Consider the following 21,991-nt stretch of genomic DNA (forward strand, 5'->3'; position numbering starts at 1 on the left):
GGCGGCCGCCGCCCAGCCGGCCACGGCGGCGTCGGCGAGCACGTCGGCGGCGAGCTGGGCGACCTCGGGGGCGACCGCGGCCACCGCGACGGACTCGGGCCCGAGGACGTCCTCGCGCAGCACCCGCTCGACGGCGGCGGCGTCGCCGAGCATGCCCTGCTCGAGCAGCAGGACCAGGGCCTCGCTGCGGGTGTGCTCGGCCCGCACGTCGCGCAGCCCGGGCACACCGGCGGCGGCCAGCTCGCGGACCCGGACGGACCGGTCGGCCCACCGGATCCGCTGGGCGGCGCTGCCGGACACCACCGGGTGCGCGGCCGCCCACCCCTGCAGGTGCTCCGGCGCGGCCCCGAGGCCGGCCAGCAGCACGGTGGCGACGTCGGGCCCACCGGGCAGGCGGACCAGGTCGAAGCCGATCGTGGCTGCGCTGACCAGGGAGTACGGCATCGTCAGTGGGTGAAGCGGCCGACGGTGCTGCGCAGGTCGGCGGCCATCCGGGACATCTCGTCCACGGCCACCCGCGTCTGCCCCAGCGCCTGGGTGGTGGAGTCCGCGGCGGTCGAGACGCCCGTGATGGTCGCGGCGATCTCGGTGGTGCCGCCGGCGGCCTCGGCCACGCTGCGCGACATCTCGTTGGTCGTGGCGGTCTGCTCCTCGACCGCGCTGGCGATGGTCAGCTGGTAGTCGTTGATCTGCCCGATGACCTCACCGATCCGCCCGATCGCCTCGGTGGCCCCGGTCGTGTCGGCCTGGATGGCCTCCACCCGACGGGCGATGTCCTCCGTCGCCCGCGCGGTCTCCTGCGCCAGCTCCTTCACCTCGTTGGCCACCACCGCGAAGCCCTTCCCGGCCTCCCCGGCCCGGGCCGCCTCGATCGTGGCGTTGAGCGCCAGCAGGTTGGTCTGCTCCGCGATGGAGGTGATCACCTTGACCACGTCGCCGATCTCCTTCGAGGAGACCCCGAGCTTGGTGATGGTGGCGTTGGTGGCCTCCGCCTCGGTCACGGCCTCCGCGGCGACCCGGGCCGCCTCGTTGGCGTTCTGCGCGATCTCCCGGATCGACGCGGTCATCTCCTCGGCACCGGCGGCCACGGTCGCCACCGACCGGGACACCTCGTCGGCGGCACCGGACACCGCACCGGACTGCGCGCTGGTCTGCTCGGCCGAGGCCGAGATCTGCGCGGCCGAGGCCGAGAGCTCCTCGCTGGAGGCGGCGACCGCGTCGGCGGAGCCGGCGACGGTGGCCATCAGGGCACGCAGGTCGACCAGGGCGCTGTCCAGCAGCGCGGCGGTCTGCCCGACCTCGTCGCCGCCGCTGACGCCCGTCTGCACCGTCAGGTCACCGCCGGCCAGCGCGGTCGCGGTGGTCTGCAGGCCACGCAGCCGGCGCACGAAGGAGCGGGCGACCAGCCAGCCGATGCCGACGGCCAGACCGATGCCCAGCACCAGCACGACGACCTGCACGGTGCGCGTGGAGCGGTAGGCGGCCGAGGCCGCGGCGGCGTCGTCGGCCGCGGAGGCCGTCCGGGTCTGCACCAGCTCGTCCAGGGAGTCGACCAGGCCCGTCATGAGCGGGTTCACCTGGCCGTCGCGCAGCCGGGTCCAGCCGGCGGTGTCCCCGGCCGCGGTCAGCGCGTCGAGCTGACCGGTCAGGTCGATGTACTCCCCCACCCCGTCGACGGCGCCCTGCACGGTCCCGCGGCTGGCCGGGGTCAGGTCCACGGTGCCCAGCAGCTCCTGGCCGGCCGAGGTCAGGGCGTCCACGGCCTCGCCGCGGGTGGTCGTCCACCGGGCGAGGGACTCGGTGTCACCGGCGCGGGCGGCGTTGGTCCGGCTGGACTGGGCGAACCGGATCGACATCAGCTGGAAACGCATCTCCTGGGCCAGCAGCACGCCACGGACGTCCTCGGCGTAGACGGTCTGGGTGCGGTCGGCCGAGGCGGACAGCGCGGTCAGCCCGGCCAGCCCGACGACACCCGCGACGAGGGCGGCGACGAGGACGGCGGACAGGACCTGGGCGCGGACGCCGAGGGAGCCCAGGCGGCGGCGGATCGTGGTCACGGGGAGCTCCAGGGGTGGTCGGTCGGGTCAGGTGGTGAAGCGGCCGACGGTGGCGCGCAGGTCGGTGGCCATGCGGGAGAGCTCGTCGATCGCGACCCGGGTCTGGCCGAGGGCCTGGGTGGTGGCCGTCGCGGCCCCGGAGACGCCGGCGGTGTTCGCGGCGATCTCGGTCGTCCCCGCCGCGGCCTCGGCGACGCTGCGCGACATCTCGTTGGTGGTGGCGGTCTGCTCCTCGACCGCGCTGGCGATGGTCAGCTGGTAGTCGTTGATCTGCCCGATGACCTCACCGATCCGCCCGATGGCCTCGGTGGCGCCGGTGGTGTCGGCCTGGATGGCCTCCACCCGACGGGCGATGTCCTCCGTCGCCCGCGCGGTCTCCTGCGCCAGCTCCTTGACCTCGTTGGCCACCACCGCGAAGCCCTTCCCGGCCTCCCCGGCCCGGGCCGCCTCGATCGTGGCGTTGAGCGCCAGCAGGTTGGTCTGCTCCGCGATGGAGGTGATCACCTTCACCACGTCGCCGATCTCCTTCGACGACAGGCCCAGCTTGTGGATGGTGGCGTTGGTGGCCTCGGCCTCGCTGACCGCCTCCGCGGCGACCCGGGCGGCCTCGTTGGCGTTCTGCGCGATCTCCCGGATCGAGGCGCTCATCTGCTCGGCACCCGCGGCGACGGTCGCGACGCTGCGCGAGACCTCGTCGGCGGCACCGGAGACCAGGCCCGACTGCGCGCTGGTCTCCTCCGCCGAGACCGCGATGCGGCCGGAGGACCCCGCCAGCTGGGTGCTGGCGGCCGCGACGGCGTCCGCGGAGCCGGCCACCGCGCCGACCACCCCGGCCAGCTGCTCGGTGGCCCGGTCCAGGGCGGCCCCGGCCCGGCCCATCTCGCCCTCCCCGCTCAGCCCGGTGCGGCGGGTCAGGTCGCCGGCGCCGATGCCCTCGGCGACGTCCCGGATGCGGTGCAGCGGGCCGACCAGCGAGCGGGTCAGGTGCCAGGCCAGGCCCGCGGCCAGCAGCAGCCCGAGGACGCCGGCCACCACCAGCAGCCAGGTGGCGCGGTTCTGCGCGGCCGACTGCCGCTCCCCCAGCGCGGCCAGGCGGTCCTGCGCGGAGCCGGCGACCGCGTCGGCGATGCCCAGCACCACGCCGTACGCGGCACCGGCGTCCCCGTCGTTGATCGAGGTCTGCGCCTCGGCGAGACCGGCCTGGGTGCCCGGGCGGATCCATTCCACCACCTGGTCGTCCCAGCGGTAGTAGTCGTCCCACGCCGGCCGGAGCTGGTCGAAGGCCGCCCGCTCGGTGGCGTCCATCGCCGAGGTGTCGACGTCGTCCAGCCAGGCGTAGATCGAGGCCTTGCTGGCCAGGAACCCGGCCCGGTTGTAGGAGTCGTCGCGCAGCGACGCCTCGGGGCCGAAGGCGGCGACGTCGGCCAGGACGAAGCCCTGCCAGCCGGTGGCGTCGGCGATCTGGAAGCGCATGGTCTCGGCGTCGCGCAGGACGTCGCCCACGGCGCGGACCTGGCCGGCGAGCTCGCGCTGCTGGGCGACGGCGGCGACGCCGCCACCGGCGCAGCCCAGCACGACGAGGGCGACGACACCGAAGGCGAGTCCGAGGCGGGTCCGCAGGCCGAGGTCGGCGAGGCGGCGTCCGGGTGTTCTCACGGGGGGCCTTCCGGGCAGGGGTGGGGCCGGGTCGCCGGCGAGCAGGTCGCCGGCGGTCCGGTGCGGGGCGAGGTGCGGGAGTCTCTGCGGGGGGCCGGCGTCAGGCCGCGACGGCGCGGGAGACGTCCAGGGCCAGCAGCAGCCGGCCGTCGAGCTTGTAGGCGCCGAGGATCAGCTCGCGGGCGCGGCCGTCGAGGGTGTCCGGCGGCTGCTCGAAGTCCGCGGCGTCCACGTGCACGACGTCGGCGATCCCGTCGACGAGGAAGCTGACGGCCTCGCCGTGCATCCGGACCACGATGACCACGGACTCGGCGTCGGCGGCGCGGGCCGGGCGGCCCAGCCGCTCGCGCAGCTCGATGGCGGTGACGACCTGCCCGCGGAGGTTGATCAGGCCGGCGACGGCCGGCGGGGCCAGCGGCACCCGGGTGAGCTTCTGCGCCCGTAGGACCTCCTGGACGTGCTCGACCTCGACGCCGTAGAGGTCGCCGTCCAGCCAGAAGGTGGCCAGCTGGGCGGTGCCGGTGCGGGGGGCGGTTGCCGTGCTCATGTCAGACCACCATCAGGTCGTCGCGGGCCGGCGAGCCGGCGGTGGGTGCCGCGGGGGCGGCGGTGTCGAAGGCGTAGAAGCCGGGGTCGGCGGCGAGGATGGCCGCGCGCACGTCGAGCAGCTCGGTGACCTTGTCGCCGAACACCGCCGAGCCGAGCAGGCCCATGTCGTCGATGTCGGAGTGCTTGGCCTCGCTGTCGTCGATGATGTCGAGGATCTCCTCGACCACGATCGCGACGCTGCGGTCGCGGTCGGCGTAGACGATGACCTCCAGCGTCTCCGGGGCCGGCTCGTCGTAGCCGTAGGACGACGTGGCACCCAGGTGCCGGTCCAGCCGGACGATCGGCAGGATCGCGCCGCGGTACTGCACCACCTCCCGCGAGCCGACCCGCTCCACCGAGGCGGTCCGGATCTGCTCCAGCCGCGTGACGGTGTCCAGCGGGATGGCCACCCGGCGTCCCCCGCCGATGGAGGCCAGCAGCATCCGCTGCCGCTCCGCGCCGGCCCGGGCGGTGGCCGCGGCCACGCTGGCCGCCGTGCGCTGCTCGGCGCGCTCGACCGTCTCGGCGCGCAGCGCGCGGCGCGCCAGGGCCTGCACGTCGAGGATGAGCGCGACGGTGCCGTCGCCGAGGACGGTGGCCCCGGAGTAGAGGCCGATGGACTTCAGCTGCGCACCGACTGCCTTCACCACGATCTCCTCGGTGTTGATGACCCGGTCCACGACCAGGCCGAAACGGCGGCCCTCCGACCGCAGGACGGCGATGACCACGTGCCCGTCGTGCCGGTCGGAGCTCAGCCCGAACACGTCGGCCAGCCGGACCAGCGGCAGCAGCTCCCCGCGCAGCCGGTAGACCTGCGCGCCACCGATCTCCTCGACCGCGGCGGCGGCCTTCTCGGCGTCGAGCGAGACCAGCTCCTGCAGGCTGACCTGCGGGATCGCGTAGCGGTCGCCGGCGCACTCCACGGTCAGCGCCGGGACGATGGCCAGGGTCAGCGGGATGCGCAGCCGGGTGCAGGTGCCGGTGCCCGGCTCGGACTCGATCTCGATGGTGCCGCCGATGGCCTCGATGTTGGTCTTGACCACGTCCATGCCCACCCCGCGGCCGGAGACGTTGGTGACCGCGGCGGCGGTGGAGAAGCCCGGGGCGAAGATCAGCTGCAGGACGTCCGCGGTCGCCATCCGGGCCAGCGCGTCGGGGGTCACCAGGCCCTTGCGGACGGCGCTCTCCCCGATCTTCGCCGGGTCGATGCCGGCACCGTCGTCGATGACCTCGACCACGACCTGGCCGGACTCGTGCCGGGCGCGCAGGCTCAGCACGCCCTCGGCCGGCTTGCCGGCGGCGCGGCGGGCCTCGGGGGTCTCGATGCCGTGGTCGACGGAGTTGCGGACCAGGTGGGTCAGCGGGTCCTTGACCGCCTCCAGCAGCGTCTTGTCCAGCTCGGTCTCGGCGCCCTCCATGGCCAGCCGCACGGACTTGCCGCACTGCTGGCCCAGGTCGCGGACGACGCGGGGGAGCTTGGACCAGATGTGGTCGATGGGCTGCATGCGCGTCTTCATGACGCCCTCCTGCAGCTCGCTGGCGATGAGGTTCAACCGCTGCCCGGCGCGCACCAGGTCGGTGTCGGTCTGCCGCGAGACGTACTGCACGATCTGGTTGCGGGTGAGCACCAGCTCGCCGACCAGCTGCATGAGCGCGTCGAGCAGGTCGACGTCCACCCGGATGGTGGAGTCCGCGACCGCGCGGCGGGGCGCCTGGTCGTCCTCGGCCTGGGCGGCCGGCACGGGGGCCGGGGCGGCCGGGGCCGGTGCCGCCGGCGCAGCGGCCGGGGCCGCGACGGCGACGGGTGCCTCGACCACCACGGCGACCTCGGGCTCGACGACCTCGGGTGCCTCGGCGACCTCGGGCTCGGCGGGGGCGGCCGGCTCGTCGTCCATCGCGGCGCCGATCAGCTCGACCGCGCGGGTGACGTCCACCGACCCCTCGCCGCCGGTGGTCTCGATCGAGCCCAGCAGCTCGCGCACCGTGTCGACCATCGCCAGCAGCGCGTCGGTGCGGTGCGGGGTCAGCTCCAGCACCCCGTCGCGCAGCCGGGACAGCATGTTCTCCCCGACGTGGGCGACCTGCTCGAGCTTGCCGAAGGCGAGGAACCCGCTGGTGCCCTTGATGGTGTGGATCGTGCGGAAGATGCTCGACAGCCGCTCCCGCGAGCCCGGGTCCTGCTCCAGCGCGACCAGGTCGCGGTCCAGCTGGTCCAGGTTCTCGTGGCTCTCGACGAGGAAGTCCTCGACGATGTCGTCCAAGCCGTCCACGCTCGTCCTCCCCCTGCTGCGGGGCGCTGTCCGCCCCGCGTCGTCAGGGTCGATTACGGCAGGGACGCCAGGTCCTCCACTCGAACCGCTCCAGTTCCGTGCCATTTCTGCCGATGTGCGCGGCCGCCCGCGGACGCCATTCCGGTCACCGTCCGCCCGCCATTCGATGACCAGGGGCAGGAAACCCACTCGGACGGGTGAAACCGCAGCTCAGAGTGGGTTGTGCCCCGCAGGCCGGAATGGTCGACGCCGTTCTGCGTCGACGTGTCGACACGGCCGGGGCGGTGACCGCAGGAATTGTCGACCCCGGCCCGCCGGACCATTCCGGGGAAGGCGGTGCAGATCACGAGCGGGGAGGCCGCCGTCCCGGTCGTAGACTCGCCGGGATGAGCACCGCAGGATCGGCCATCGTCGCCGGCGAGGCCGCACGCCGCCGGACCTTCGCGGTCATCAGCCACCCCGACGCCGGCAAGTCCACCCTCACCGAGGCCCTCGCGCTGCACGCGCACGTGATCGGCCGGGCGGGTGCGGTGCACGGCAAGGCCGGCCGCGGCGCCACCGTGTCGGACTGGATGGACATGGAGAAGGCCCGCGGCATCTCCATCACCTCCGCCGCCCTGCAGTTCGCCTACCGCGACGCGGTGGTCAACCTGCTGGACACCCCCGGCCACGCGGACTTCTCCGAGGACACCTACCGGGTGCTCACCGCCGTCGACGCCGCGGTGATGCTGGTCGACGCGGCCAAGGGCCTGGAGACCCAGACCATGAAGCTGTTCGCGGTCTGCAAGCACCGCGGCATCCCGATCATCACGGTGATCAACAAGTGGGACCGCCCGGGCAACGAGGCACTCGCCCTGATGGACGAGATCGCCGAGCGCACCGGCCTGCAGCCCACCCCGCTGACCTGGCCGGTCGGCATCGCCGGCGACTTCCGCGGCGTGCTGGACCGCCGCGACGGCAGCTACCGGCACTTCACCCGCACCGCCGGTGGCGCGACCATCGCCCCAGAGCAGGTGATGGACCCCGACGCCGCGCTGGCGCAGGAGGGCGAGGCCTGGACCACCGCGCTCGAGGAGAGCGAGCTGCTGGAGGAGACCGGCGCCCAGCACGACCAGGAGCTCTTCCTGGCCGGCGCCACCACCCCGGTGCTGTTCGCCTCGGCGGTGTCGAACTTCGGCGTCGCCGCCCTGCTGGACACCCTGGTCGACCTCGCGCCCGCCCCGGCCGACCGGCCCGACGCCGACGGCAAGCCGCGCGCCCTGGACGACCCGTTCAGCGCGTTCGTGTTCAAGGTCCAGGCCGGCATGGACACCGGCCACCGCGACCGGCTGGCCTACATCCGGGTCTGCACCGGCGTCTTCGAGCGCGGGATGGTCGTCACCAACGCCGCCAACGGCCGGCCCTTCGCCACCAAGTACGCCCAGCAGGTGTTCGGCCGGGACCGGGAGACCATCGAGACCGCCTACCCCGGCGACGTCGTCGGCCTGGTCAACGCCAGCGCCCTGGGCGTCGGCGACACCCTCTACTCCGACACCCCGGTGGTCTACCCGCCGATCACCACGTTCGCGCCCGAGCACTTCGCGGTCGCCCGGGCCGCCGACACCAGCAAGTACAAGCAGTTCCGCAAGGGCATGGACACCCTGGCCGGCGAGGGCGTCGTCCAGGTGCTGGTCTCCGAGCGCCGCGGCGACGGCGCCCCGGTGCTCGCCGTCGTCGGCCCCATGCAGTTCGAGGTGGCCAGCCACCGCATGGAGCACGAGTTCGGGTCACCGATCACGCTGGACCACCTGCCCTACACCGTCGCCCGGGTCACCGACGCCGAGTCCGCCGCCGAGGTCGCCAAGGCCCGCGGCGCCGAGGTCATGACCCGCCCCGACGGCGAGCTGCTGGCCCTGTTCACCGACAAGTGGGCGCTGCGCACGCTGGAGCAGAACAAGCCGCACCTCACCCTCACGCCGTTGGTGGCTGCCCAACTGGCCTGAACGCCCGGTGCTGGTCCAGGCGGTCGGTGTAGCTGACCGCGTTCGCCCGGATCCGCTCGACGGCGGCGTCGCCCAGCTCGCGGACGACCTTCGCGGGCACACCGGCCACCAGCGAGCCCGGTGGCACCTCGGCGCCCTCGGTCACCACCGCGCCGGCCGCCACGATCGAGCCCGACCCGATGTGCGCACCGTTCATCACCACCGCACCCATGCCGACCAGGACGTCGTCGTCGACCCGCGCGCCGTGCAGCACCACCCGGTGCCCCACGGTCACCCGCTCGCCCAGGACCAGCGGGAAGCCCGGGTCGCTGTGCAGGGTCGAGCCGTCCTGCACGTTGGAGTCCGCGCCGATCGAGATGGACTCGGCATCGGCGCGGACCACCGCGCCGTACCAGACCGAGGAACGCGGGCCGAGTGCGACGTCGCCCACCACGACGGCGGACGGCGCGACGAAGGCGGTGGGGTCGAGGGAGGGGACGCGGTCCCCGAGGGCGGCGATCAGCGGTCCGGTCATGCGCACCTGCCTACCGCACCGGCCGGGGGCACGGCATGATCGGCGCCCGTGACCGTGTTCCGCACCACCCTGGAAGCCACCGGTGGCAACAACGTCGGCATCGTCGTGCCCGAGGACGTCGTGCTGGGTCTCGGCCGCGGCAAGCGGGTCCCCGTCGTCGTCACGATCGACGGCGACTACACCTACACCACCACGATCGGCGTGATGGGCGGCCGCTACCTGATCTCGTTCAACGCCGAGACCCGCAAGCGCACCGGCCGGGGTGCCGGCGACGAGGTCGAGGTCGAGCTGGTCGTCGACCCCGACCGCTGATCAGGACGCGCGGGTCCGCCGGGCGCGCAGGACCTCGAGCCGCTCGGCCAGCAGGTCGTCCAGGTCGGCGATGTCCCGGCGCTCGAGCAGCATCTCCCACGGGGTCTTGCTGACCCGCGGCGGCCCGGTCTTGCGGGCGCGGCCCCGCCGGGGCGGCTCCTCGCCGTCGGCCAGCACCGGGGCGACGGGTGTGTCGGGGGTGACCACCAGTGAGGCCGGCGAGCCGTGCCGCGGGCACGTCCAGGTCGCCGGCGGGACGGCGTCCGCCGCGAAGGTGACCGGGACGTCGTGGTCACGCTCGCAGACGTAGGTGTAGGTGGCCGATTCCGCGAGCACGGCCCCGCGGACGGTCTCCAGGCTCGTGGCCCCCATCCGGGAACCGCGCAGGTTGTCGGGCACGGCAGCCTCCTCGTCGACGCGTTCTGGCTACCACCGTACGCCGAACTGCAAACTGCGTTTACGCAGCGGGGAGGCGTCCTGCGTCAGCCGAAGGGGCTGGGCACGATCCGCGGCGCGCGGTGCCCGCGGCCGTCGTGCTCCGCGGCCCGCCGGGCGGAGACCAGCTGGGAGACCCGGTTGCGGGTGACCCCGGCCTCGCGGGCCACCGCCGAGGGGGCGTGCCCGGCCTCGACGGCGGCGACGAGCGCCGCCTCCCAGCGCCGCTGCGCCTCGCGCGCCGCCGCCTGGGCGGCCTGGCGGTCGGCGTCGGCGGCCCGGATGGCCTGCACGGCGGCGTCCTTGGCTGTGTCCTGGCTGCCGGTCATCTCCCCAGAGTAGGCGCTCGCACCCCTCCCTGTGGGTCCGACGGGGCCGTGACCAGCCCGGTTGTGCGGCTCACCGGCTGCCGGCGGGCTCCGGGACCGGCTCGACGGCGACGGCCGCGCGACCCTCCCCCGCCCGGACCAGCACGATGCCGACCAGCACCACGACCCCGCCGAGCAGCTGCACCGGGCCCGGCTGCTGCCCCAGCGCCAGCCAGGCGAACCCGACGGCGAACAACACCTCGGTCAGCCCGACGAAGGAGCTGGTGCGCGACCCGAGCCGGCGGATCGCCGCGACCCCGGTGGCGTAGGCGAAGGCCGCGGCCACCAGCGCCAGGCCGAGCACCGGCACCAGCCAGCTCACCGTGCGGCCGGCCAGCTCGACCGGCGCGGCGGTGGTGTGCCACGGCACCACCCCCACCACCGCAGCGACGCCGAGGGCGGCGGCGCCGACGGCCAGCCCGCCCCAGGCACTGACCAGCGGGGGCAGCGCGTCGTCGGTGCGGCCGGAGACGACGAAGTAGACGGCCAGCCCGACCGCGGCCAGCAGACCCCAGAGGACCCCGAGCAGGTCGATCTCCGCGCCCGACAGCACGTCGAGGACGAGCACGAGCCCGGCCACGGCCACGACCACGCCGGCCGCGGTGACGGGGCTGGGCCGCTGGCCGTGCCGCAGCCACACCCACAGCACGACGAGGACGACGCCGGAGTACTCGAGCAGCAGGGCGACGCCGACGTCGAGCCGGCTGATGGCCAGGAAGTAGGCGACCTGGCAGCCGGCGACGGCGAGCAGACCGAACGCGAGGACCGAGCCCGCGTTGGCCCGCAGCAGGCGCCACCGGCCCCGCAGCTGGAGCAGGGCGGGGACGGTGAGCACGACCGCGGCCAGCCCGACCCGGACGGTGACCGCGGCCGCGGCGGTCCAGCCGGAGCCCAGGAGGGCGGCGGCGAACACCCCGGAGGTGCCGAAGGCGGCGGCCGAGGCCAGGGCGAGCAGCAGACCGGTCAGCCCGGCACGGCGATCCAGCACGGCGTCCTCCTCGAGACCCGTCAGGACCGAAGAGCAGTACGATCCTGATGTGCGAGACCGTAGCAGACGTCAGGAGCAACATGCTCTTCGCCCATGACACCGAGGTGGCACTGCAGGCCGCCGCGGCCCTGGTGAACACCGCCACCGGGTCCGGGACCGGCACCGAGCTGCTGCCCGACCCGGCCGCCCTCGACGCCTTCCTGGACACCTGGGGCTACACCGGCGACCGCGCCGGCGATCCCGGCGAGCTCGCCGCGGTGCACCGGCTCCGGGCCCGGCTCGGCGAGATGTGGGACGACGACAGCGACGGCGTGGTCTCGGTGGTGAACCGGCTGCTGCGGGACGGCGACGCCCAGCCGCAGCTGGTGCGGCACGGGGAGTGGGGCTGGCACATCCACGCCACCGAGCCACACGCGCCGCTCGCGCACCGGATGGCGGTGGAGGCGGCGATGGCGGTGGCCGACCTGGTCCGCGCCGAGGAGCTGGACCGGCTCGGCCGGTGCGAGGCCGAGGGGTGCGGAGCGGCCCTGGTGGACCTGACGAAGAACCGGTCCCGCCGGTTCTGCGACACCAGCTGCGCCAACCGCACGCACGCCGCGGCCTACCGCGCCCGCCGGGCGGCCCCCGGGGACTGAGCCGCCGACCGGGCGCGGCGCCCGCGGGCGACCTCGGTGGCCAGGGCGTCCATCGGCTGGTCGAAGGGGTCGGCCAGCCGGGCCAGCCACTCCCGCGCCGCGGCCACGGTGGCGTCGTCCACGGCGTGGAACCGGCGGGTGCCCTCGGCGCGCACCCGCACCAGGCCGGCCTCCCGCAGCACCGCCAGGTGCTGGGAGACCGCGGGCTGGGAGATCCGGCCCAGCGCCGCGACCAGCTCCCCGACGGTGCGCTCGGTGCCGGCCAGCAACTCCAGGATGCGCCGGCGGGTGGGGTCGCCGAGTGCGTCGAACGGGTCGGCGGCCACTCAGCCGGCGCCGGTGCCGGTGTAGAAGGCGGTGGTCTGCGCGGCCGCCGCCCGGGCCGCGGTCGGGTCGTCGCCGTCCGCGGCCGCGGCCGCGGCCCAGCCCTGCGCGGACGCACCGACGAACGCGTGCCCCTCGGGCGTGGTCGCGAAGGCCAGGCCCTCGTCGGGGTCGACCGGGGCGCCGGTGTCGATGTGCAGGCCCAGGCCCATGAGCCCGAGGTCCCAGCCGACGCCGACCGCGCCGGGACCGTAGGTGTCCCACATCTTCGGGTCGACCGGCGCCTCGTGCACCAGCTCGAGGTCGGTGCCGCCGTCGGCCTCGGCGAGGGAGACGGTCAGCCAGGACACCATCGGGCCCATCTCCCAGGTGACCGCGAACGACTCGGGGGCGGCGCAGCGCTCGACGACGCCGCCGGCGTTGCCCTGCAGCTGGTAGCGGCCACCCTCGTGCAGGTCGCCGGTGACCGGGAGGAACCAGCGCGGGATGCGCTCGGGGTCGGTGACGGCCTGCCAGAGGTCGGCCCGGTCGGTGCGGTAGCGCCGGCGGGCGACGACCAACCGGGTGGCGACACCGTCCCGGGAGCCGGTGCGCACCTCCCGCGCGACGAGGCCGGCGGTGGCGACGGGGTCGGTGAGCATAAGCAGCAGCTTATGGATGAAGGGTTCCGCCGGCAAGCCCCCGGGTGCCAGGGTGGCGGCGTGGAGCGCGAGTTCGAGATGCGCATGTTCGCCGACGGGGCCGAACTGGACGTCTGGCTGACCGAGCACGGCGGTGAGGCACCGGGCCTCTACGTGCGGTTGGCCAAGAAGGGGGCCTCCTTCCCGTCGGTGACCTGGGAGGAGCTGGTGGAGGGCCTGCTCTGCCACGGGTGGATCGACGGCCGGGCCAACCGGCTGGACGAGGAGAGCTGGACCATCCGGGTCACCCCCCGCCGTCCGCGCAGCATCTGGTCGGCCAAGAACGTGGCCACGGTGGCCCGACTGGTGGAGCAGGGCCGGATGCGCCCGGCGGGACTCGCCCAGGTCGAGGCCGCGCAGGCCGACGGCCGGTGGGCCGCGGCGTACCCGGGCTCGGCGGCGATGCCCGTGCCCGAGGACCTCGCGGCCGCGCTGTCGGCGACCCCGGGTGCGTGGCAGGCCTTCGACGCCCTGGACGCCGCCGGCCGCTACGCGGTGCTCCACCGGGTGCACACCAAGCGCACGGCGGCCGGTCGGGCGGCGACCATCGCCGACCTGGTCGACAGGGTGGCGACCGGCAAGCGGCTCTGACGACGTTCTCGCTTTCCGAGGCCCATCCTCGCTACGCTCTGCCCTGTCGAGCCGTCGTGCGACGACGGAATCCGCAGCAGCAGGGAGCTCCGCCATGACCACCACCGAGCAGCCGGTCACCGAGCCCGGGCAGTACGGCCCGGCCGACGTCGACAACCTCTGGCTGCACTTCTCCCGGATGGGCGGGTACGCCCAGCAGGCCCCGCCGGTGATCGTGAAGGGCGAGGGCTCCTACATCTGGGACGACCGGGGGCGCCGCTACCTCGACGGGCTGGCCGGGCTGTTCGTCGTCCAGGCCGGGCACGGCCGCCGCGAGCTGGCCCAGGCAGCGGCCGAGCAGGCCGAGCAGCTCGCCTTCTTCCCGATCTGGTCCTACGCGCACCCGGCCGCCATCGAGCTGTCGCAGCGGCTGGCGGCCGCCGCGCCGGGCGACCTGAACCGGGTCTTCTTCACCACCGGCGGCGGCGAGGCCGTGGAGACGGCGTGGAAGGCGGCCAAGCAGTACTTCAAGCTCGTCGGCAAGCCGGCCAAGCACAAGGTGATCAGCCGGGCCATCGCGTACCACGGCACGACGCAGGGCGCGCTGTCCATCACCGGGTTGCCGGCGCTCAAGCAGGACTTCGAGCCGCTGGTGCCCGGCGCCTTCCGCGCGGCCAACACCAACATCTACCGGGCGCCCTACTTCGGCGACGACCCCAAGGCCTTCGGCCAGTGGGCCGCGGACCAGATCGAGCAGGCCATCCTGTTCGAGGGCCCGGACACCGTCGCCGCGGTCTTCCTGGAGCCGGTGCAGAACGCCGGCGGCTGCTTCCCGCCCCCGCCCGGCTACTTCGACCGGGTGCGCGAGATCTGCGACCGGCACGACGTGCTGCTGGTCTCCGACGAGGTCATCTGCGCCTTCGGCCGGCTGGGCACCACCTTCGCCTGCGAGAAGTTCGGCTACGTGCCGGACATGATCACCTGCGCCAAGGGGATGACGTCGGGCTACTCCCCCATCGGCGCGATGATCGCCAGCGACAAGGTGATGGAGCCCTTCCTGCGCCCGGGTGTCTCCTTCCCGCACGGCTACACCTTCGGCGGGCACCCCGTGTCGGCCGCTGTCGGGCTGGCGAACCTGGAGATCTTCGACCGGGAGGGCCTCAACCAGCACGTGCTGGACACCGAGCACGACTTCCGGCGCACCCTGGAGAAGCTGCACGACCTGCCGATCGTGGGCGACGTCCGCGGCGACGGGTTCTTCTACGGGATCGAGCTGGTCAAGGACAAGGCGACCAAGGAGACCTTCGACGACGCCGAGAGCGAGCGGCTGCTGCGCGGGTTCCTGTCCGGGGCGCTGTTCGACGCCGGCCTCTACTGCCGCGCCGACGACCGCGGCGACCCCGTCGTCCAGCTCGCCCCGCCCCTGGTCGCCGGGCAGGCCGAGTTCGACGAGATCGAGCAGATCCTGCGCGCCGTCCTCACCGAGGCCTGGTCCCGCCTCTAGGGTCCCCACCGGACAGTGATCAGGTGACCTGGTCACTGTCCGGCCGACCACACCTACGTCGGTGCGGGTGGCCGCACGGTGACCAGGTGACCTGATCACCGTCCGGCCCGCGGGTCAGGCCTCGGCGGGGACGCAGAGGACGGGGCGCCGGGACAGGTGCAGCAGCTTGTGCGGCACCGAGCCCAGGATCGCGCCGCGCAGCGGGGTCTCGCCGTAGGTGCCGACCACGATCACCCGGGCGTCGTGCCGGTCGCCGGCGGCCAGCAGGGCGTCCACCGGCTTGGCCGGCAGCACCTCGACGACGGTGCGCACCCCGGCGGCGTCGGCGGCCTCCACCGCGTGGGCGACCGCCGTCCCCCCGAGCTCGGCCAGCGCCTGCGCGTGGGCACCGGACTCCTCCCCGACCGTGCCGGGCGGGGCAGCACCGAAGACCAGCACCAGCTCCTCGTCCAGCCGCCCGGCCAGGTCGATGGCCAGCGACAGGGCACGGCGGGCGCCCGGGGACTCGTCGTAGCCCAGCACGATGCTCACTGCTCGCTCACTCCTGCACGGATCGGGGTCACGGGGCGGGGTCCTCGACCGCGGCGCCGGAGCGCCCGGCGGCGATGTCGGCCTGCAGGCGCTCGACGGTGGTGGTCCGCTCGGCCCAGAAGCGGGCGTCGGTGAACCGCCAGACCAGCATGAAGACGACGCCGACGACGAAGATGCCGATGCCGATCACCAGCGGCGGGCCGACCCCGAACCAGGAGACGCCGCTGTAGGAGTTGGCCGGGTCGGCCAGGTCGCCGATCGACTCGACCAGCAGCCAGATCAGCAGCAGCGACCCGATGACCGGGCCCACGCCGATGAGGAAGAAGTCCTTCACGCTGCGGGTCAGCTGCCGGCGGTGGAACACCGCGCAGGCGATGCCGGTGAGGGAGTAGTAGAAGGCGATCAGCAGGGACAGCGCGGTCAGCGAGTCGAACAGCGCGTTCTCGCTGATCGCGTTGACGACGAGGTACCAGACGATGGCGATGGCCGCGACCGTCCAGGTCGACACGTCCGGGGTGCGGAACCTCGGGTGGATGCGGGCCAGCCCCCGGGGCATCGCGTGCCGGCGGGCCATGGACAACCCGGTCCGGGACGCCGGCAGGATGGTCGTCTGGGTCGAGGCGATCGCCGAGGTGGACACCGCCAGCAGCAGCACCCAGTCCCACGGGCCCATGACCTGGGTGGCCAGGGTGTAGAAGATCGTCTCCTCCTCACCCGACCGGTCGGCGAGGAAGGCCGGGCCGAAGTAGCTGAGGATGGCGAACGTGCAGCCCAGGTAGGTCACCAGCAGGACGACGGTGGACACGACCGCGGCCTTGCCGGGCGTCGACTCCGCGTCCGAGGTCTCCTCCGTCAGGTTGACCGCGGACTCCCAGCCCCAGTAGATGAACACGCCGAGCAGCAGCCCACCGGTCAGGGCGGCGCCGCCGGCCCCGAACGGGTTCAGCCAGGACAGCTCCGGGGTGATGCTGCCCCCGTCGGCGCCGTTGCCGCGCAGACCGGCCACCAGCGCGATGCCGGCGAACACCAGCAGAGCGACGATCTGGGCGATGATCAGCGCGTTCTGCAGCTTGGCGCTGATCTCGGTGCCCAGCACGCAGATCGCGGTCATCGCGAGGATGAGCAGCACGGTCAGCGTCCGGACGGCGAACGTGTTGTCCGCGACCCCGTCCAGCTGCAGCGCGTAGAGCCCGAACCGGACGCCGACGTCGGCCAGCGAGCCGATGACCAGCACGCCGGTCATGGCGATGGCCCAGCCACCCATCCAGCCCACCCACGGCCCCATCGCCCGGGTGACCCAGGAGAACGTCGTCCCGCAGTCCTGGTCGGCCTTGTTCAGGTAGTAGAAGGCCGAGGCGATGAGCAGCATCGGGACGAAGGACGCCAGGAAGACCCCGGGCGCGTAGACCCCGACGAGGGCGACGACGGCACCGACCACGGCGGCCAGCGAGTACGCGGGCGAGGTGGAGGCCAGCCCGATGACGAGGGCGTCGACGAAGCCGATGGCCCCCTGCTTGAGCTGCGGCGCCGGCGAGGGGGCGCTCATGGAGCGCTCAGACTGTGCGTCATGCCACGGTTATCGCAGGTGCAGACCTTCTCCACAAGGTTTTCGCGTGTTACGACTTGGTGCAGCGACGGAAGCCGTCGCCTACGCTCCGGCCACCTCCACGACGAGAGAAGGTCCCCATGCGCATCCTCCTGGTCGGTGCCGGCGGCGTCGGCAGCGCCTTCGCCGCCATCGCGGCCCGCCGCTCCTTCCCGGAGGCGGTCGTGGTCACCGACTACGACGGCGACCGGGCCCGGGCCACCGCGGAGGCCGTGGACGACGCCCGGTTCACCTCGGCCGGGTCGGTGGACGCCGGGGACGCCGACGCGGTGGCCGCGATGCTCGCCGAGCACCGCTGCGACGTGCTGATGAACGCCGTCGACCCGCGCTTCGTCATGCCGCTGTTCCGGGCGGCGCTGGCCGGCGGGGCGACCTACGTGGACATGGCCATGTCGCTGTCCCGCCCGCACCCGGAGAACCCCTACTCGGAGACCGGGGTGAAGCTCGGCGACGAGCAGTTTTTGATGGCCGGGGAGTGGGAGGCCGCCGGGCAGCTGGCCCTGGTCGGCATGGGCGTGGAGCCGGGGTTGTCCGACGTGTTCGCCCGCTACGCCGCCGACCACCTGTTCTCCTCGATCGACGAGATGGGCGTGCGCGACGGGGCGAACCTCGAGGTCAGCGGCTACGAGTTCGCGCCCTCGTTCAGCATCTGGACCACGATCGAGGAGTGCCTCAACCCGCCGGTCGTGTACGAGAAGGACCGCGGCTTCTTCACCACCCCGCCCTTCAGCGAGCCCGAGGTCTTCGACTTCCCCGAGGGCATCGGCCCGGTGGAGTGCGTGAACGTGGAGCACGAGGAGGTGCTCCTCATGCCCCGCTGGGTGGACGCCGGGCGGGTCACCTTCAAGTACGGCCTGGGCACCGAGTTCATCGACGTGCTCAAGGCGCTGCACAAGGTCGGTCTGGACCGCACCGAGCCGGTGACGGTCAAGGGCGTGCAGGTCAGCCCGCGGGACGTCGTCGCCGCGTGCCTGCCCGACCCGGCCCGGCTGGGGGACCGCATGTCGGGCAAGACCTGCGCCGGGCTGTGGGTCACCGGCGCGGGCACGGACGGCGAGCCCCGGCAGGTCTACCTGTACCACGTGGTGGACAACGAGTGGTCCATGCGGGAGTACGGCCACCAGGCCGTGGTGTGGCAGACCGCGGTGAACCCGGTGGTGGCGCTGGAGCTGCTGGCCGCCGGCACCTGGTCGGGCTCGGGCGTGCTCGGGCCGGAGGCCTTCGACGCGGTGCCCTTCCTCGAGCTGCTGACCGCCTACGGCTCCCCGTGGGGCATGCGCGAGGGCGGCTGACCCCAGGGAACCCACAGGGAGCCGACAGCCGGAGCCCAGCCGGTGGGGCACGACGGACCTCGTGACCGCCCTGCTGGAACGCCTGCTGTCGATCCCGGCGATCTGGGTCTACGTCGTCGTCGTGGCGCTGGTCGTCGTCGAGGACGCGTTGTTCGTCGGCTTCGTCGTGCCGGCCGAGACCGCGGTCGTGCTGGGCGGGGTGGCCGCCTCCCAGGGCCGGGTCGACGTCTGGCTGCTCGGTGCGCTCGTCGTGGCCGCCGCGATCATCGGCGACAGCCTCGGCTACGAGGTCGGGCGGCGCGCCGGGCCGCGGCTGCTGGCCACCCGGATCGCCCGCCGGCACCAGGACGGCATCGACGCGGCCACGGACAAGCTCGCCCGCCGTGGCGGCCCTGCCGTGTTCCTCGCCCGGCTCACCGCGTTCCTGCGCGCGGTCACCCCGGCGCTGGCCGGCGTCGCCCGGATGCGGTACCGGACCTTCCTGGTCTGGAACGCCGTCGGCGGCCTGGTCTGGGGCGTGGGCGCCGTGCTCATCGGCTACCTGGCCGGTGCGTCGTGGGAGACGGTGGCGTCGAAGGTGGGCACGACCGGCGCCGTCGTCGCTGCCGTGGTCGTGGTCGCGGTGCTGGTCGCGTGGAAGGTGCGCGGCCACCGCGCCCACGGACGCTCAGGTGATGCGGCGCGCCCCGACGTAGCCCCGCTGGTCGACGCTGGTGACCGCGACCGGCCGGCCGCTGACGCTGGCGTGCACCATCTGCCCGTTGCCGATGTACATCCCGACGTGGCTCACCGGTGAGTAGAAGAACACCAGGTCTCCGGGCTGCAGGTCGGCGCGGGACACCGGTGTGCCCAGGCCGTACTGCGCTCGGCTGGAGTGCGGCAGGGAGATCCCGGCGGCGGCGTAGGCGTACTGCATGAGGCCCGAGCAGTCGAACCCGCCCGGCCCCGAGGAACCCCAGACGTAGGGCTTGCCGAGCTGGGCCAGCGCGGTCTGGATGGCGATCCCGGCGGCCTCGCTCGGCGCGGCGGCCGGCGCTGCCGCCGCCGCGTCGGCCATGGAGGCGGCCGACAGCTCGGGACCCGCGACCGCGCGGTCGACCTGCGCCCGCTCGGGTGCCGAGAGCCGAGCGTAGTCCGCCCGGTAGCCGGCCAGCTGGGCCTGCACCTGGTCCTGCTGCGCCTGCAGGTCGGCCAGCGCGGTCGCCGCCGTCGCGGCGGCGGCGTCGGCGTCGGCCCGGGCCTGCTGGGCGGCCTGCTGCGCCGCGGCCAGCTGCCCCAGGACGGCGTCGGTGTGGTCGGTGAGCTGGTTGATGGTCGAGACCCGCTGCAGCATCTCGTCGGCCGACCCGCTGGTCAGCACGGTCTCGATGCCGGACGGGACGCCGTCGACGAAGCCGCTGCGCACGATCGCGTCGACCTGCGGCTGCAGCGCGGTGACCGCGGCGGCCGCGGTGTCGGCGGCGGCCTGCGAGGCGGCCGCCGCGGCCTGCTTGTCGGCCACGGCGAGCTCGGCGTCGTTGACCTGCTCACCCAGGGCCTCGACCTGCTGCGCGGCCTGGGCGACGGCGTCCGCGGCCTCCGCGGCGGTCGTCGGCGCCGCGGTGGCCGGACCGCCCGCCAACGTGATCAGGACGCCCGCCACGACGGCGGGCACCGCCGTCCGGGACCAGCGTCGCGCGGTCGATCGCGGTGCCATGGGATGCCTCCGGTCCCCGCACGCGCACCCGGGGAGGGGTGCCGTCGCCGAGCGGGTCAGAACTGAACGTAGGTGGACGGATGCTGGCCGTGCTGACACCCCGCGGGGCGTGTCCGTCTCACGCGCCCCACCCGTCACAACACCTGGTCACCGGCCGGCGCCGGCGTCCACCCCTCAGCCCGCGGTGCGCTCCCGGGCCTCCAGCGCTGCGACCGCGGCGACGTCGCGCAGCACGGCACGCAGCTCCTCCGTCGTCCAGGGCCGGCAGCACCCGCAGCGCGCCGGCTCGAAGCTGTGCAGCCCGAGCGTCCCGGCGGTCCGGTCCTCGCGGATCCGCAGCTGGCCGTCGGCCGGGTCCCGGTGGCAGGCGCAGCGCGCCGCGCACATGCCCAGGCCCCACCCGGACACCACGACCTCGCCGTCGGTCCCCTCGACCGCGCCGAGCTGGAAGATCGACGGCTTCTGCTCACGCACCACGGCTGCCTCCCTCGCCCGGGCCCCACGGCGGGCGCCGGACCCCGAGTCTCGCGGGGCGGGGTTCCCGCGTGGTGACGCCGTCGTGACGGGTGCGTTCCGGCTCAGCGCGCCCCCCGACGCCCCTCGAGCGCCCGTGCGATCTCGGCGACCGTCTCCACCTTGCCGGTCATCACGCCGGTGACCAGCTCGACGGCGTCGTCGGGCGCGATGGCCGCGGGCTGGTCGTGCAGGCCCATGAGGACGAGGGCGGCGGCCAGCGCGAAGCGACGGTTCCCGGTCACCAGCGGGCCGTTGAGCGCCAGCGAGTGCAGCAGGGCGGCCGCCTTCTCCGCCGGCGTGGGGTAGACGTCCTCGCCGTCCACGGTCGCCCAGACCCGCGCGACGGCGGCCGCGAGCAGCCCGTGGTCGGCGACCGCGACGTCCGGCCCGACCACCCGGATCGCGACCTGGAGCAGGTCGTCGGCGGTCAGTCCGTCCACCGCGCCAGCTCCGCGAGCGCGGTGCCGTACCGGGCCACCTCCGCGTCGAGGACGAGCTCCAGGGGCGTCGTCCGGCCGTGGTGGTCCAGGTACTCCGACACCGCACGCTTGACGACGTCCTGCATCGACACGTGCTCCGTGCGCGCCTGCAGGCGCAGGGCCTCGTTCTGCGCGGCCGACAGCCGCAGCGTCATCGCCACCGGCGACCCCCTCGCCGTCCGCACCGACCCGTTCCGGTGATACCACCATGGTGTCACAGATCACACGGATGAGGTAAGCATCTACGGCGAGTGACCGGGAAGGAACGGTCCGTCGAGCGCCAGGCCCCGACACGCCGGGTTGCTGACCGTCCGCGACTCGGTTCGTGGTCAGGGGCTTGCGGTCCTCCCTAGCTTCCTCCCCGTGACCCAGGCCGACCCCGCCGTGGACGGCCGACCGCCGTCCGGTGGCCGGCCGTGGCGTCGTCGCCTGCTCGCCGGGGCCGCCCTCGGCCTCGGGTCGGCGGCCGCCTGGGTGGCCCTCGCGGGGCCCGCGTCCGCCGACGACACCGCCGGCGCGGGCGCCGAGGGCGTCGCCGTCGAGGCCCCGGGAGCGGGGACGACCGACCCGGGGACGGGACCGGCGACCGGGGCGGCTCCGGACAGCTCCGTCACGACCTACGTGGTCACCTCCCCGGAGCCCGAACCTGCCGCCCCGCCACCGGCGGGGTCCCCGAGCGACCCACCGTCCGATCCTCCTCCGGCCGACCCGCCGACGGCCGCGGAGCCGACCCCGGCCGAGGAGTCCACCGCCCCGGCGTCGGGTGATGCGGGCGGAGCCGGCAGCGCAGGCGCGGTGACCCCCGAGTCGACGTCGACGTCGACGACGGCTGCGTCCACGACCCCGGCCTCGACGGCCGAGCCCGCGGCGTCCTCGTCGACGGGGGCGACCGCGACCGCGGCGTCCGGTTCCGTCGACGCGCCGACCGCCCCGGTGGGCGACCCGGGGACCGACCCTGGGACCAACTCGGCCACCGCCGGCACCGACC

23 protein-coding genes and 2 pseudogenes are annotated in these 21,991 nt (G+C 74.2%); 7 read left to right on the top strand and 18 right to left on the bottom strand.

Features of this window, described 5'->3' with window-relative positions; all coding sequences use genetic code 11:
• From NH342_RS14740 to NH342_RS23910, 5 genes and pseudogenes are all read right to left on the bottom strand, one after another.
• Window positions 1-444 (bottom strand): annotated as a pseudogene (locus NH342_RS14740) (hypothetical protein); the annotation flags it as partial.
• Between the two features lie 2 nt (window positions 445-446).
• Window positions 447-2,057 carry a methyl-accepting chemotaxis protein gene (locus NH342_RS14745; RefSeq protein WP_253015633.1) on the bottom strand — a complete coding sequence of 537 codons (1,611 nt, stop codon included), beginning with the start codon at window positions 2,055-2,057 and terminating at the stop codon, window positions 447-449.
• Between the two features lie 27 nt (window positions 2,058-2,084).
• Entirely contained in the window at window positions 2,085-3,713 is a 1,629-nt protein-coding gene (locus tag NH342_RS14750) for a methyl-accepting chemotaxis protein (protein ID WP_253015634.1), read from the bottom strand.
• Between the two features lie 100 nt (window positions 3,714-3,813).
• On the bottom strand, window positions 3,814-4,260 hold the full coding sequence (locus NH342_RS14755; RefSeq protein ID WP_091554372.1) for a chemotaxis protein CheW: 447 nt from the start codon (window positions 4,258-4,260) through the stop codon (window positions 3,814-3,816).
• A 1-nt stretch (window position 4,261) separates the two neighbouring features.
• Window positions 4,262-6,571 (bottom strand): chemotaxis protein CheA, encoded by a 2,310-nt coding sequence (locus NH342_RS23910; protein ID WP_308200668.1) that lies wholly within the window; start codon window positions 6,569-6,571, stop codon window positions 4,262-4,264.
• Window positions 6,572-6,957: 386 nt separating this feature from the next.
• Between NH342_RS23910 and NH342_RS14770 the strand changes: the two genes are divergently transcribed.
• Complete coding sequence (locus NH342_RS14770) at window positions 6,958-8,553, top strand: peptide chain release factor 3 (RefSeq protein ID WP_253015635.1); 1,596 nt, start codon at window positions 6,958-6,960, stop codon at window positions 8,551-8,553.
• Here the strand turns inward: NH342_RS14770 and NH342_RS14775 are convergent.
• A complete protein-coding gene (locus tag NH342_RS14775; RefSeq protein ID WP_253015636.1) occupies window positions 8,522-9,067 on the bottom strand; it encodes a gamma carbonic anhydrase family protein in 546 nt (181 codons plus the stop codon). The genes NH342_RS14770 and NH342_RS14775 overlap by 32 nt on opposite strands.
• A 48-nt stretch (window positions 9,068-9,115) precedes the next feature.
• Between NH342_RS14775 and NH342_RS14780 the strand changes: the two genes are divergently transcribed.
• Entirely contained in the window at window positions 9,116-9,379 is a 264-nt protein-coding gene (locus NH342_RS14780; RefSeq protein ID WP_253015637.1) for a DUF1905 domain-containing protein, read from the top strand.
• Here NH342_RS14780 and NH342_RS14785 read toward each other — a convergent pair whose 3' ends face one another.
• From NH342_RS14785 to NH342_RS14795, 3 genes are all read right to left on the bottom strand, one after another.
• Window positions 9,380-9,778 carry an RNA polymerase-binding protein RbpA gene (locus NH342_RS14785; protein WP_253015644.1) on the bottom strand — a complete coding sequence of 133 codons (399 nt, stop codon included), beginning with the start codon at window positions 9,776-9,778 and terminating at the stop codon, window positions 9,380-9,382. It lies immediately after the preceding gene.
• Window positions 9,779-9,861: 83 nt separating this feature from the next.
• A complete protein-coding gene (locus NH342_RS14790; RefSeq protein WP_253015646.1) occupies window positions 9,862-10,143 on the bottom strand; it encodes a hypothetical protein in 282 nt (93 codons plus the stop codon).
• Between the two features lie 70 nt (window positions 10,144-10,213).
• On the bottom strand, window positions 10,214-11,170 hold the full coding sequence (locus tag NH342_RS14795; protein WP_253015648.1) for an EamA family transporter: 957 nt from the start codon (window positions 11,168-11,170) through the stop codon (window positions 10,214-10,216).
• A gap of 80 nt (window positions 11,171-11,250) precedes the next feature.
• Between NH342_RS14795 and NH342_RS14800 the strand changes: the two genes are divergently transcribed.
• Window positions 11,251-11,805, top strand: coding sequence for an ABATE domain-containing protein (locus NH342_RS14800; RefSeq protein WP_253015650.1), 555 nt, complete (start codon window positions 11,251-11,253; stop codon window positions 11,803-11,805).
• Here NH342_RS14800 and NH342_RS14805 read toward each other — a convergent pair.
• The gene (locus NH342_RS14805; RefSeq protein WP_253015652.1) at window positions 11,772-12,131 is read right to left on the bottom strand and encodes a helix-turn-helix transcriptional regulator; all 360 of its coding nucleotides are present in this window, start codon (window positions 12,129-12,131) and stop codon (window positions 11,772-11,774) included. The genes NH342_RS14800 and NH342_RS14805 overlap by 34 nt on opposite strands.
• Entirely contained in the window at window positions 12,132-12,770 is a 639-nt protein-coding gene (locus tag NH342_RS14810; RefSeq protein ID WP_253015654.1) for an SRPBCC family protein, read from the bottom strand. It lies immediately after the preceding gene.
• Window positions 12,771-12,830: 60 nt separating this feature from the next.
• On the opposite strand from NH342_RS14810, the gene NH342_RS14815 reads away from it, so the two are divergent.
• Together NH342_RS14815 and NH342_RS14820 are read left to right on the top strand one after the other, a co-directional pair.
• Entirely contained in the window at window positions 12,831-13,400 is a 570-nt protein-coding gene (locus tag NH342_RS14815; protein ID WP_253015656.1) for a YdeI family protein, read from the top strand.
• Between the two features lie 94 nt (window positions 13,401-13,494).
• A complete protein-coding gene (locus NH342_RS14820) occupies window positions 13,495-14,883 on the top strand; it encodes an aspartate aminotransferase family protein (RefSeq protein WP_253015658.1) in 1,389 nt (462 codons plus the stop codon).
• Window positions 14,884-14,997: 114 nt separating this feature from the next.
• Here NH342_RS14820 and NH342_RS14825 read toward each other — a convergent pair whose 3' ends face one another.
• A complete protein-coding gene (locus tag NH342_RS14825; RefSeq protein ID WP_253015660.1) occupies window positions 14,998-15,414 on the bottom strand; it encodes a universal stress protein in 417 nt (138 codons plus the stop codon).
• Between the two features lie 28 nt (window positions 15,415-15,442).
• On the bottom strand, window positions 15,443-16,960 hold the full coding sequence (locus tag NH342_RS14830) for an APC family permease (RefSeq protein ID WP_253015662.1): 1,518 nt from the start codon (window positions 16,958-16,960) through the stop codon (window positions 15,443-15,445).
• Between the two features lie 140 nt (window positions 16,961-17,100).
• On the opposite strand from NH342_RS14830, the gene NH342_RS14835 reads away from it, so the two are divergent.
• The gene (locus tag NH342_RS14835; protein ID WP_253015664.1) at window positions 17,101-18,312 is read left to right on the top strand and encodes a saccharopine dehydrogenase family protein; all 1,212 of its coding nucleotides are present in this window, start codon (window positions 17,101-17,103) and stop codon (window positions 18,310-18,312) included.
• A gap of 166 nt (window positions 18,313-18,478) precedes the next feature.
• Window positions 18,479-18,841, top strand: a pseudogene (locus tag NH342_RS14840) (DedA family protein); the annotation flags it as partial.
• 138 nt (window positions 18,842-18,979) lie between these two features.
• Here the strand turns inward: NH342_RS14840 and NH342_RS14845 are convergent.
• The 5 genes from NH342_RS14845 to NH342_RS14865 all read right to left on the bottom strand — a co-directional run.
• Window positions 18,980-19,966, bottom strand: a complete 987-nt coding sequence (locus tag NH342_RS14845; RefSeq protein WP_253015666.1) for a C40 family peptidase — start codon at window positions 19,964-19,966, stop codon at window positions 18,980-18,982.
• Window positions 19,967-20,182: 216 nt separating this feature from the next.
• Window positions 20,183-20,482, bottom strand: coding sequence for a hypothetical protein (locus NH342_RS14850; RefSeq protein WP_253015668.1), 300 nt, complete (start codon window positions 20,480-20,482; stop codon window positions 20,183-20,185).
• A gap of 104 nt (window positions 20,483-20,586) precedes the next feature.
• The gene (locus NH342_RS14855) at window positions 20,587-20,964 is read right to left on the bottom strand and encodes a type II toxin-antitoxin system death-on-curing family toxin (protein ID WP_253015670.1); all 378 of its coding nucleotides are present in this window, start codon (window positions 20,962-20,964) and stop codon (window positions 20,587-20,589) included.
• On the bottom strand, window positions 20,952-21,164 hold the full coding sequence (locus NH342_RS14860; RefSeq protein ID WP_253015672.1) for a hypothetical protein: 213 nt from the start codon (window positions 21,162-21,164) through the stop codon (window positions 20,952-20,954). Before NH342_RS14860 ends, NH342_RS14855 begins: the two co-directional genes overlap by 13 nt.
• Before the next feature lie 456 nt (window positions 21,165-21,620).
• Window positions 21,621-21,991, bottom strand: a 371-nt coding sequence (locus NH342_RS14865) for a hypothetical protein (protein ID WP_253015674.1), incomplete at its 5' end; no start/stop codon positions are given.

The organism is Klenkia sp. PcliD-1-E, assembly GCF_024124375.1.
GTDB lineage: Bacteria > Actinomycetota > Actinomycetes > Mycobacteriales > Geodermatophilaceae > Klenkia.

Bases quoted from the DNA above. Each gene is read 5' to 3' on its own strand.
- NH342_RS14790 (WP_253015646.1), bottom strand. From the start codon at position 10,143: ATGACCGGCAGCCAGGACACAGCCAAGGACGCCGCCGTGCAGGCCATC.
- NH342_RS14830 (WP_253015662.1), bottom strand. From the start codon at position 16,960: ATGAGCGCCCCCTCGCCGGCGCCGCAGCTCAAGCAGGGGGCCATCGGC.
- NH342_RS14800 (WP_253015650.1), top strand. From the start codon at position 11,251: ATGCTCTTCGCCCATGACACCGAGGTGGCACTGCAGGCCGCCGCGGCC.
- NH342_RS14770 (WP_253015635.1), top strand. From the start codon at position 6,958: ATGAGCACCGCAGGATCGGCCATCGTCGCCGGCGAGGCCGCACGCCGC.
- NH342_RS14755 (WP_091554372.1), bottom strand. From the start codon at position 4,260: ATGAGCACGGCAACCGCCCCCCGCACCGGCACCGCCCAGCTGGCCACC.
- NH342_RS14835 (WP_253015664.1), top strand. From the start codon at position 17,101: ATGCGCATCCTCCTGGTCGGTGCCGGCGGCGTCGGCAGCGCCTTCGCC.
- NH342_RS14820 (WP_253015658.1), top strand. From the start codon at position 13,495: ATGACCACCACCGAGCAGCCGGTCACCGAGCCCGGGCAGTACGGCCCG.
- NH342_RS14775 (WP_253015636.1), bottom strand. From the start codon at position 9,067: ATGACCGGACCGCTGATCGCCGCCCTCGGGGACCGCGTCCCCTCCCTC.
- NH342_RS14810 (WP_253015654.1), bottom strand. From the start codon at position 12,770: ATGCTCACCGACCCCGTCGCCACCGCCGGCCTCGTCGCGCGGGAGGTG.